Source organism: Streptomyces sp. SBT349 (genome assembly GCF_001083795.1).
Classification (GTDB): Bacteria; Actinomycetota; Actinomycetes; order Streptomycetales; family Streptomycetaceae; genus Streptomyces.
In genome coordinates this window covers 1-10541 of the sequence record NZ_LAVK01000276.1, presented here as the reverse complement: position 1 = coordinate 10541, position 10541 = coordinate 1, and the positions used below count along the sequence as shown (strand labels likewise).

Sequence of the window (10541 nt, the reverse complement as noted above, 5' to 3'; positions counted from 1 at the left end):
CCGCAGGGCCCCGCCCCCGGCGTCGCGGGCCCGCCCACCGGCGTCTTCGGCTCGTTCACCGACGACGAGTACGTGCCCAAGCCCCCGCCGCGCCACCGGGCGCTGAAGCGGACGGCCCTGATCGTGCTCGTCCTCGTCGTCGTCGGCGGCGGCCTCTACACGGGGTACCGCTGGACGCAGGGGCAGTACTACATCGCGGCCAACGGCGACCACGTCGCGCTCTACCGCGGCCTCAGCCAGGACCTCGGGCCGCTCAGCCTGAGCAGCGTCGAGCGCGACCATCCCGAGATCCAGCTCGAACACCTCCCCGCCTACCAGCGGAGCCAGGTGGAGAACGCGATCTCCGCCAACAGCCTCGACGAGGCGGAGACCCGCCTGACCGGCCTCGCCGAGCAGGCCAGGGCGTGCGAGCTGCTCTCCCACCAGCGGGAGAAGCCCGACCCGAACGAGCAGGACCAGCAGAACGACCCCACCGAGGACCCGTCCGTCGACCCCGAGGACCCCCGCCTGAACAACCCGGAGAACCTGCCGGGCCAGGACGAGACCACGCCCCCGGACGAGGGGGAGAACGACTCCGGCACCAATCCCGACGTTCCGCCCATGACCGAACGCCAGCAGGAGCTCGCCCAGCAGTGCGCGACCTGACGGCTCTCCGGCGACGGGCGGCGGCCCCGCCGGCAGCGACCCCAGCAGAGACCAAGGTATGAGCAGCACCAGCAACACCACCGTCTCCACCGGCGGCCTCCCGAGCCGCCGGAACACCGAGCTGGCGATGCTCGTGTTCGCCGTGGTCATCCCGATCCTGGCCTACGCCAACGTCGGCCTCGCCAAGGACGAGTCGCTGCCGGCCGGCATGCTGGGCTACGGCCTCGGCCTCGGCCTGATGGCGGGCGCCGCCCACCTCGTCGTGCGCCGCTGGGCCCCGTACGCCGACCCGCTGATGCTGCCGATCGCCACCCTGCTCAACGGCCTCGGCCTCGTGCTCATCTGGCGCCTCGACCAGGAGCCGCAGATCACCACGCCGGGACTCGGCGGCGCGATGGCGGCCGACCAGCTGATCTGGTCCACCGTGGGCGTCGCGCTCTTCCTCGGCGTGCTGATCTTCCTGAAGGACCACCGGATCCTCCAGCGGTACACCTACATCTCCATGGTGGTCGCGCTGATCCTGCTGGCCGCCCCGATCTTCGTCGGCAAGGAGGTCAACGGCGCCCGCATCTGGGTCCAGATCCCCGGCATCGGCTCCCTCCAGCCCGCCGAGTTCGCCAAGATCATCATCGCGGTCTTCTTCGCCGGGTACCTGATGGTCAAGCGCGACGCCCTGGCGCTGGCCAGCCGCCGCTTCATGGGCATCTACCTGCCGCGCGGCCGCGACCTCGGCCCGATCCTGGTCATCTGGGCGATCAGCCTGATGATCCTGATCTTCGAGACCGACCTCGGCACCTCGCTCCTGTTCTTCGGGATCTTCGTGGTCATGCTCTACGTGGCCACCGAGCGCACCAGCTGGATCATCTTCGGCCTGCTGCTCTCCGCCACCGGCGCCGTCCTCGTGGCGAGCACCAACGCCCACGTCGGCGACCGCGTGCACAACTGGCTGAACCCGCTGGACCTCGCCCCCAACGGCGGCGTCACCGAGACCGCGAACGTCATGTACTCGTTCGGCGCCGGCGGCCTCTTCGGCTCGGGCCTCGGCCAGGGGTACTCGCGGCTCATCGGCGGCATCGGCGCCAAGAGCGACTACATCCTGGCCACGGTCGGCGAGGAGCTGGGCCTGGCGGGCCTGATGGCCGTCATCCTGCTCTACGCCCTCCTCATCGAGCGCGGCATGCGCACTGCGCTCGCGGCCCGCGACCCGTTCGGCAAGCTGCTGGCCGTCGGCCTCTCCGGGATCTTCGCCATCCAGGTCTTCGTCGTCGCCGGCGGCGTCACGGGCCTGATCCCGCTGACCGGCATGACGATGCCGTTCCTCGCGCAGGGCGGCTCCTCCGTCATCGCCAACTGGGCGCTTATCGCCCTCCTACTCCGCATCAGCGACACTGCCCGCAGGCCCGCGCCCGCGCCGGCGCCGTCCCCCGACGCAGAGATGACTCAGGTGGTCAAGGTATGAACAAGCCCATGCGCCGGGTGGCGGTCTTCTGCGGCCTGCTCGTCCTGGCCCTGCTCCTCCGGGTGAACTGGGTGCAGTTCGTCCAGGCCGACGACCTCCAGGAGGACCAGCACAACCGCCGGGTCAACATCGAGCGGTACGCGCACCCCCGCGGCGACATCATCGTGGACGGCCAGCCCATCACCGGCTCCCAGGAGACGGACGACCCCGACTACCGGTACGAGCGCACCTGGACCGACCCCGAGATGTGGGCCCCGGTCACCGGGCGCTCCTCGCAGGCGTTCGGCACCAGCTTCCTCGAAGGCGTCAACGACTCGATCCTCACCGGCGACGACGACCGGCTCTTCTTCAACAACACGATCGACATGTTCACCGGCGAGGACCAGCGCGGCGGGAACGTGGTGACCACCCTCAACGGGGAGGCGCAGCGCGCCGCGTTCGAGGGCCTCGGGGACGCCAAGGGCGCGGTGGCCGCGATCAACCCGGAGACCGGCGAGATCCTGGCGCTGGCCTCCACCCCCTCCTACGACCCCTCCACCTTCGCCGGGTACGGCGCCGAGGACCAGGAGGCGTGGGAGGCGCTGAATGACGACGAGGACAAGCCCATGCTGAACCGGGCGCTGCGCGAGACCTACCCGCCCGGTTCCACGTTCAAGGTCGTCACCGCCGCCGCCGCTCTGGAGAACGGGCTGGTGGACGACGTGGACACCGAGACCGAGACCCCGGAGCCCTACTACCTGCCCGAGACCGACGACGTCGAGCTGGGGAACCAGGTCGACACCGGCGAGTGCGTGGACGCCACCGTCCGCGAGGCCATCCGTTACTCGTGCAACACCGTCTTCGCCAAGCTCAGCGACGAGGTGGGCAACGAGGACATGATCGAGATGGCCGAGGAGTTCGGCTTCAACGACGAGCACTTCACCCCGGTCCGGGCGGACGCCAGCAGCTACCCGCCGGACAACCGCCCGCAGAACGCGCAGGCCGGCATCGGCCAGGCGTCCAACCGGGCCACCCCGCTCCAGATGGCGATGGTCGCCTCGGCCGTCGCGAACAACGGCACCCTCATGGAGCCGTACATGGTCGACCAGCTCATCGCCCCGAATCTGAACGTGATCGAGCAGCACGACCCGGAGGAGCGGAGCCAGCCCCTCTCCTCGGACAACGCGCAGCTGCTCCAGTCCGCCATGGAGACCATGGTCGACGAGAGCAGCATCGACACCAGCGCGCTCGGGGACGTGCGGATCGGCGGCAAGACCGGCACCGCGCAGCACGGCGAGAACAACTCGGAGACCCCCTACGCCTGGTTCATCTCCTACGCCATCACCGAGGAGGGCTCCCCCGTCGCGGTCGCCGTGGTGGTCGAGGACGCGGGCGTCGCCCGCGACGACGTCTCCGGCAGCGGCCTGGCCGCCCCGATCGCCGTGGATGTGATGGAGGCCGTTCTCGCCGGGGAGAACGAGGGGTAAACGGCGGAGGAGCAACCGCGCGCCCGTCCTCACACGTCATACACACGACCGGTGCCGCACGACCGGTTCGCGGGACGCGAGGGTACCGGTTGGATATCGGCCGACCACCGCCGTCCGGTGGTCCGAGCGCCGCCAGGTACCGTAAGCCAGGGCTTGGACCCTTAGCCCACGGGCCGGCCAGGGGGTGCGGCCCGGGACCGAAGGAGAGGGCTGGATAGATGGATGAGCCGCGTCGCCTCGGCGGGCGGTACGAGCTGGGGCAGGTGCTGGGCCGCGGGGGAATGGCGGAGGTCTACCTCGCGCACGACACGCGCCTCGGCCGCACCGTCGCCGTCAAGACGCTCCGTGCCGACCTGGCCCGCGACCCCACGTTCCAGGCCCGTTTCCGCCGCGAGGCGCAGTCCGCGGCCTCGCTGAACCACCCCGCGATCGTCGCCGTGTACGACACCGGCGAGGACTACGTCGACGGCATCTCCATCCCGTACATCGTGATGGAGTACGTCGACGGCTCGACCCTGCGCGAGCTGCTGCACTCGGGCCGCAAGCTCCTGCCGGAGCGCGCCCTGGAGATGTGCATCGGGATCCTCCAGGCCCTGGAGTACTCCCACCGCAACGGGATCGTCCACCGCGACATCAAGCCGGCCAACGTCATGCTCACCCGCACCGGCCAGGTGAAGGTGATGGACTTCGGCATCGCCCGCGCCATGGGCGACTCCGGCATGACCATGACGCAGACCGCGGCCGTGATCGGCACCGCGCAGTACCTCTCCCCCGAGCAGGCCAAGGGTGAGACGGTCGACGCCCGCTCCGACCTGTACTCCACCGGCTGCCTGCTCTTCGAACTGCTGACCGTGCGGCCCCCGTTCATCGGCGACTCGCCGGTGGCCGTGGCGTACCAGCACGTCCGCGAGGAGCCGCCGTCGCCGAGCGTCTTCGACCCGGAGATCACCCCGGACACCGATGCCATCGTGCTCAAGGCGCTGGTGAAGGACCCCGATTACCGGTACCAGTCCGCGGACGAGATGCGCGCGGACATCGAGGCCACCCTCGACGGCCGCCCGGTGGCCGCCGCCGGGATGGGCGCGATGCCCTACGGGTACGACGACAGGCCCACCACCGCGCTGCGCGCCACCGACCCGCAGACGACGATGATGCCGCCCGCCTCCGACCCGGACGGCTACGACGACTACGGCGGCCGGGCCGACCGCCGCCAGCGCAACCGGAACACCTCGACCATCCTGCTGGTGCTCGCCGGCATCCTCGTGCTGGTCGGCGCGATCTTCATCGGCCGGGCGCTGTTCGCCAGCGACCCGCCCAGCGACGACCCGATCGTCCCCGACGTGGTGGGCGAATCCCTGGAGCAGGCGTCACGCTCCCTGGAGAACGCCGGCTTCGAGCCCGTGGAGGGCGAGACGCGGCCGTGCGACGAGGAGGCCGAGACCGTCTGCGAGACGACCCCGGCCGCGGACGAGCAGCACCCCCGCGGCACCGAGGTGACGATCGTCATGTCCGAGGGCCCGGCGCCCGTCGAGGTTCCCGACGTGGTGGGCGACCCCTTCGACGAGGCCGAGACGACGCTGGAGGAGGCGGGCTTCACGGTCGTCCGCGAAGAGGAGGAGACCTCGGACGAGGAGCCCGAGACGGTCCTGGAGCAGAGTCCCGAGGCCGGCGAGGAGGCCGAGCCCGACTCGGAGATCACGCTGACGGTGGCCGTGGAGCCCGAGGGCGTCGAGGTTCCCGACGTCGTCGGCGACCACGTCGACCAGGCGAGGGCGGAGCTGGAGGGGGCCGGGTTCGTCGTCGTCACGCAGAACCAGGTGGACGACTCGCGCCCGGTGGGCGAGGTCATCAGCCAGGACCCGCGCGCCGGCGGCACGGCGGCGCCCCAGGCCACGATCACGCTGACCGTCGCGATCCAGTCCGAGACGCAGCAGCCGCCGGTCCCGCTCCCGGGCGACATGGTCGGCAGGCCCCTGGCGGACGTGCGGGCGCAGCTCCAGGGCCTGGGCCTGACCGTCGCGGTCCAGGGCCCGGACACCCCGACCGCGGTGGTCACCGGCTCCACCCCGCCGCAGGGCACCCCGGTCGAGCCGGGCTCGACCGTGACCCTCACCACCGAGGAGCCCGGCGGTCCGGGCGACCCCGGCGGCGGTGAGAACGGCGGGGGAGGCGACGGCGGCCCCTTCGGGGACGCGTTCGGCGACTAGCCCCGCGGCAGGAGCTCAGCCGTTGGAGCCCTCTCCCGCCTCCGGATTCACCTCGGTGGCGGGAGAGGGCTCCATCGTCCAGTCGGGGTCGCCCTGGCCGCTCCACCACCTCCAGGCGGCGTAGGCACCGCCCGCGGCGAGTCCGAGCATCCCGAGCCGCCTGACCATCCGGCCGGCCCGCTGGCGGCGGGCCTTGCGCTGCATCGCCCCGCGGATCTCACCGGCCGAGATGTCACCGCGCAGCGCGGCCATCGCCGCCTGCGAACGGGCAGCCGCCTGGTTCCTGGCCGGTCCCGCGGCGGCCACGGCGCGCTCCATGCGCGGAACGAGCTGGGTGTCGTATCCGAGCTTGGCCTTGGTGGCCGCCCGGCGAGCACGTGGCCCCAGGTAGGCCCCGGCCTGGTGCGCGTACTGCACGGCGTTGTCCTTGGCACTCGTCGCGTACGGCGTGACCATGTCCGCGGCATGCCGCACGCCCGACTTCCCGTTGTGGCTCACTGGGTTCCCTCCTTGTGTTCCGGTGGCGGCGTTGATCCGCTGCACTCCTCGGTTGTCCAATCGCGGGCGAATCATGCGCAAATCATGCCGGTTGCGGAGGGGGTAGGCCCGGGAAAGGGCCATCCGGGGGCACGTCGCCCGGCCTACCCGTGGCAGGATCGGGAACCGTCACTGACGTAGACGGAAGGTACATCGTGGCCGAGCAGCTCTATGCCACCCTGAAGACCAACCGAGGCGACATCGAGGTCCGGCTCTTCCCGAACCACGCGCCGAAGACGGTCAAGAACTTTGTCGAGCTCGCGGAGGGCTCCCGCGAGTGGACCCACCCCGCCACGGGCGAGACGTCCTCCGAGAAGCTGTACGACGGCACCGTCTTCCACCGGGTGATCAGCGGCTTCATGATCCAGGGCGGGGACCCCCTGGGGAACGGCACCGGCGGCCCGGGGTACAAGTTCGGGGACGAGATCCACCCCGACCTCGCCTTCACCCGGCCCTACCTGCTGGCCATGGCGAACGCCGGGCCCGGCACCAACGGCTCGCAGTTCTTCATCACCGTCGCGCCGACGACGTGGCTCACGGGCAAGCACACCATCTTCGGCGAGGTCGCGAACCCCGCCGGACAGCAGACCGTGGACGCGATCGCGAACGCCGCGACCGACGGCCGCACCGACCGCCCCGTGGAGGATGTGGTGATCGAGTCGATCACCATTGACACCCGCCAGGGCTGAGGCGACCCTTTCGGGAACGATTCCGGCCCCCTGTCCGTAGGATCAGGGGGCCGGATCCGGCCCCACGCCTGGGGTGCGCGGAGAAGGGACGCCATGACCGAGCAGCAGGGACCGCCGCAGCCGCAGTCGGGCCTGGCCCACTGCTACCGGCATCCCGACCGGGAGACCGGCATCCGTTGCTCCCGCTGTGAACGGCCGATCTGCCCCTCCTGCATGATCTCCGCCCCCGTGGGCTACCAGTGCCCCGACTGCGTCCAGGGCGGCGTCGCCGCGGCCAGGGACGCCAGGCCCCGGACGGTGGCGGGCGGCGTGGTCGCCCGCGACCCGCGCCTGGTCACCGCGGTCCTCATCGCGCTCAATGTCGCGGTCTTCCTCGGCATGTACCTGGCGGTCGCGTTCGACGTCGTGGCCGACCACCAGGACATCGTCACCGACTACGGCATGCTCGGGTACGCCCTGGACGGCGAGACGTTCGAGCAGATCGGCGTCGCGGACGGCCAGTGGTACCGGATGCTGACCGCCGCGTTCCTCCACGAGCAGGTCTGGCACCTCGGCTTCAACATGCTGGGGCTCTGGTTCCTCGGGCCGCCCCTGGAGGCGGCGCTCGGCCGGGCCCGCTATCTCACGCTCTACCTGGTCTCGGCCCTCGCCGGGTCCACGCTGTCCTACCTGCTCGCCGCGCAGAACCAGCTCTCGCTCGGCGCCTCCGGGGCGATCTTCGGCCTCTTCGGCGCCACCGCCGTGCTGGCCCGCCGCCTGCGGTACGACATGCGGCCCATCGCGATCCTCCTCGGCATCAACCTGGTGATCACGTTCACCTGGGCGAACATCGCGTGGCAGGCCCACATCGGCGGGCTGGTCGCGGGCGCGGTCGTCTCCTACGCCATGGTGAACGCCCCGCGCCCGCGCAGGAGCGTCGTCCAGACGGGCACCACCGTGGCGCTGCTGGTGGTCATGGCCGTGGCCTGCGCCATCAGGACCGCGCAGCTCCTCGGCTGACCGTGGGCCGCGTCCGCCGACCGGCCCGGCCGACTCGTCCGGCCCAGTCGGCCGAGTTATCCACAGCCCGTGCCGGATCTTGTGCCGGTTGTGGATGACGCGTCCCTGACCTGCACCGACCGGCGTTTCCGCAGGCGAGCAGGGGTACGAGGGCGTTCGCGGCTCGGACGGGCGTTCCCGTGTTCGCTCAGTTATCCACAGATCTTGTGATGTTCGGGCGAGCTGTGGATAACGCGCGAACGGCCCTCGGCGGGAGGGCTCACTTCCACTGGGTGGACACCACGAACCCCACCGCGATGAACCCGAAGCCGACCACGATGTTCCAGTTGCCGAGGGACTCCACCGGCAGATCGGCCTGGGTGACGTAGTACACCACGATCCAGGCCAGCCCGATGACGAACATCGCGAGCATCAGCGGCGCCACCCAGCGGCGCCCCGAGCCCATGTCGATCTTCGTCGTCGTCCGCTGCTCAGGCGGGGTGTAGTCGTCCTTCTTCTTCCGGATCCTGGACTTCGGCACGAGTGGCTCTCCTGTCGATCGCGCTGCCCGTATCCGCGCTGGACCGCGCGTAGCTGTGGGGATCGTCCGTTAGCGTAGTGCTTCCTCGGCCCGGAAAGGAGACCAGGGGTACGGTGAACAGCTTCCGTCTGCCACCGGCGCGACTGTGCTCCCTCGGCGTCTTCACACTCGCCGGTCTTATTTTCTGGCTGAGCTCGGATGTCTCGCAAGGCAACAACATACGCACCGACGACTCACTGCTTCAGATGTCCGACCTGATCCGCGAGCGGACCCGGCAGAACGCCGCCCTGGAGTCCGCCGCCGCCGAGCTCCGCGCCGAGGTCAACGCCCTGGCCGAGCGCGACGGCCCGCCCGACCCGGACGGCGAGCGCCGCCTCGACGGGCTGGAGCGGGAGGCGGGCCTCACCGATCTCGCGGGCCCCGGGCTCACCGTCACCCTCACCGACGCCCCGCCGGACGCGACCGCCCTCACCCCCGGCGTTCCCGACCCGTCGCCCAACGACCTCGTCATCCACCAGCAGGACCTCCAGGCCGTGGTGAACGCCCTGTGGGCGGGCGGTGCCGAGGGGGTGCGGGTCATGGACCAGCGGCTGATCTCCACCAGCGCCGTCCGCTGCGTCGGCAACACCCTCATCCTCCAGGGCCGCCTGTACTCGCCGCCCTACACCGTCACCGCCGTCGGCGACCGCGCGGACCTGCGCGCGGCCCTCGACTCCTCGCCCGCCCTCCGGAACTACCAGCAGTACGTGGCCGCCTACGGTCTGGGCTGGGACGTGGAGGACCATCCCTCGGTGACGCTGCCCGGCTACGACGGCGGCGCCGCGCTACACCACGCGGAGCCCACCGAATGACTCCGACCCCCTCCGGCCCTCGTCCCACGCGTCGTACGCTTGGGGCACGCGGCGTCGCATGAAGGGGAGAAAGCAGAAGCCATGTACGGGTGGATGTGGCGTCACCTGCCGGGCAACGTGCTGGTGCGCTCGCTGATCTCACTGGTGCTGATGCTGGGCGTGGTCTACCTCCTCTTCCAGTACATCTTCCCGTGGGCCGAGCCCCTGCTGCCGTTCAACGACGTCACGGTGGACGACGGGGGAGAGGAGACCGGCGGATGAGCCCCACCCGCGTCCTGGTCGTCGACAACTACGACAGCTTCGTCTACAACCTCGTCCAGTACCTGTACCAACTCGGTGCCGAGTGCGAGGTCCTGCGGAACGACGCGGTGCGCCCCGAGCGGGTCGCCGAGGGCGGCTTCTCCGGCGTGCTGCTGTCCCCGGGGCCCGGCACCCCCGAACGGGCGGGCGTGAGCGTGGACATGGTCCGGCACTGCGCCGAGAACCGCACGCCGGTCTTCGGCGTCTGTCTCGGCATGCAGGCCATGGCGGTGGCGTGGGGCGGTGTCGTCGGCCGCGCGCCCGAGTTGCTCCACGGCAAGACGTCCGAGGTGCGCCATGCGGGCGCGGGCGTCTTCGCCGGGCTGCCCTCCCCGCTGACCGTCACCCGTTACCACTCGCTGGCCGCCGAGGAGCCCACGCTGCCCGCCGAGTTGGAGGTGACCGCGTGGGCCGGGGACGTCATCATGGGCCTGCGTCACCGTGAACTCCCGATCGAGGGCGTGCAGTTCCACCCCGAGTCGGTGCTGACGCGCGGCGGCCACCGGATGCTGGCGAACTGGCTCACGGAGTGCGGCGACCCCGACGCCGTCGCCCGCTCCCACGGACTCGCCCCCGTCGTGGGGTCCGCGGCGTGACCACGGGGCCCCGGGAGGGCGACCCGTACTACGAGCCGGGGGCGTACCAGGCCGCGGTCGAGTCGCTCGACGACCCGCTGAACGACCCGCTTCCCGGCCAGTCGTACGACGAGCAGTACGACGGTCCCGGCTACGACTACGACTACGCGCCACCCCGGCCCGAGCCGTACGACCCCGAGACGGTGGGCCTCCGCCGCAGGGCGGCGCAGGCGGCCCAGGCCGGGCGGGCCCAGCCGGTCGAGACCCCTGTCTCTTATCAACATCTCCGAGCC

General features: G+C 71.0%; 10 protein-coding genes and 2 pseudogenes. 10 read left to right on the top strand and 2 right to left on the bottom strand.

Going from position 1 to position 10541, the window contains the following annotated elements; translation table 11 throughout:
- From ADY01_RS26765 to pknB, 4 genes and pseudogenes are all read left to right on the top strand, one after another.
- Nucleotides 1–645 (top strand): annotated as a pseudogene (locus ADY01_RS26765) (protein phosphatase); the annotation flags it as partial.
- Between the two features lie 58 nt (nt 646–703).
- Nucleotides 704–2104, top strand: a complete 1401-nt coding sequence (locus ADY01_RS26760) for an FtsW/RodA/SpoVE family cell cycle protein (RefSeq protein ID WP_049578651.1) — start codon at nt 704–706, stop codon at nt 2102–2104.
- On the top strand, nt 2101–3570 hold the full coding sequence (locus ADY01_RS26755; RefSeq protein WP_049578649.1) for a penicillin-binding transpeptidase domain-containing protein: 1470 nt from the start codon (nt 2101–2103) through the stop codon (nt 3568–3570). Before ADY01_RS26760 ends, ADY01_RS26755 begins: the two co-directional genes overlap by 4 nt.
- A 218-nt stretch (nt 3571–3788) precedes the next feature.
- Nucleotides 3789–5777 (top strand): Stk1 family PASTA domain-containing Ser/Thr kinase, encoded by a 1989-nt coding sequence (pknB, locus tag ADY01_RS26750; protein WP_049578648.1) that lies wholly within the window; start codon nt 3789–3791, stop codon nt 5775–5777.
- A 15-nt stretch (nt 5778–5792) separates the two neighbouring features.
- Here the strand turns inward: pknB and ADY01_RS26745 are convergent, their stop codons facing one another.
- The gene (locus ADY01_RS26745; RefSeq protein WP_049578646.1) at nt 5793–6275 is read right to left on the bottom strand and encodes a DUF5324 family protein; all 483 of its coding nucleotides are present in this window, start codon (nt 6273–6275) and stop codon (nt 5793–5795) included.
- A 194-nt stretch (nt 6276–6469) separates the two neighbouring features.
- On the opposite strand from ADY01_RS26745, the gene ADY01_RS26740 reads away from it, so the two are divergent.
- A complete protein-coding gene (locus ADY01_RS26740; RefSeq protein WP_049578644.1) occupies nt 6470–7003 on the top strand; it encodes a peptidylprolyl isomerase in 534 nt (177 codons plus the stop codon).
- 93 nt (nt 7004–7096) lie between these two features.
- On the top strand, nt 7097–8002 hold the full coding sequence (locus ADY01_RS26735; RefSeq protein WP_049578642.1) for a rhomboid family intramembrane serine protease: 906 nt from the start codon (nt 7097–7099) through the stop codon (nt 8000–8002).
- 259 nt (nt 8003–8261) lie between these two features.
- Here ADY01_RS26735 and crgA read toward each other — a convergent pair whose 3' ends face one another.
- On the bottom strand, nt 8262–8522 hold the full coding sequence (gene crgA, locus ADY01_RS26730) for a cell division protein CrgA (RefSeq protein ID WP_049578640.1): 261 nt from the start codon (nt 8520–8522) through the stop codon (nt 8262–8264).
- 113 nt (nt 8523–8635) lie between these two features.
- Between crgA and ADY01_RS26725 the strand changes: the two genes are divergently transcribed.
- From ADY01_RS26725 to ADY01_RS26710, 4 genes and pseudogenes are all read left to right on the top strand, one after another.
- Nucleotides 8636–9373 carry a DUF881 domain-containing protein gene (locus tag ADY01_RS26725; RefSeq protein ID WP_049578639.1) on the top strand — a complete coding sequence of 246 codons (738 nt, stop codon included), beginning with the start codon at nt 8636–8638 and terminating at the stop codon, nt 9371–9373.
- An 81-nt stretch (nt 9374–9454) separates the two neighbouring features.
- Nucleotides 9455–9634 (top strand): hypothetical protein, encoded by a 180-nt coding sequence (locus ADY01_RS26720; RefSeq protein ID WP_049578637.1) that lies wholly within the window; start codon nt 9455–9457, stop codon nt 9632–9634.
- Nucleotides 9631–10269 (top strand): aminodeoxychorismate/anthranilate synthase component II, encoded by a 639-nt coding sequence (locus ADY01_RS26715; protein WP_049578635.1) that lies wholly within the window; start codon nt 9631–9633, stop codon nt 10267–10269. Before ADY01_RS26720 ends, ADY01_RS26715 begins: the two co-directional genes overlap by 4 nt.
- Nucleotides 10266–10541, top strand: a pseudogene (locus ADY01_RS26710) (hypothetical protein); the annotation flags it as partial. The gene ADY01_RS26715 and the pseudogene ADY01_RS26710, both read left to right, overlap by 4 nt.

Bases quoted from the DNA above. Each gene is read 5' to 3' on its own strand.
- ADY01_RS26715 (WP_049578635.1), top strand. From the start codon at position 9,631: ATGAGCCCCACCCGCGTCCTGGTCGTCGACAACTACGACAGCTTCGTC.
- ADY01_RS26720 (WP_049578637.1), top strand. From the start codon at position 9,455: ATGTACGGGTGGATGTGGCGTCACCTGCCGGGCAACGTGCTGGTGCGC.
- ADY01_RS26760 (WP_049578651.1), top strand. From the start codon at position 704: ATGAGCAGCACCAGCAACACCACCGTCTCCACCGGCGGCCTCCCGAGC.
- ADY01_RS26735 (WP_049578642.1), top strand. From the start codon at position 7,097: ATGACCGAGCAGCAGGGACCGCCGCAGCCGCAGTCGGGCCTGGCCCAC.
- ADY01_RS26755 (WP_049578649.1), top strand. From the start codon at position 2,101: ATGAACAAGCCCATGCGCCGGGTGGCGGTCTTCTGCGGCCTGCTCGTC.
- pknB (WP_049578648.1), top strand. From the start codon at position 3,789: ATGGATGAGCCGCGTCGCCTCGGCGGGCGGTACGAGCTGGGGCAGGTG.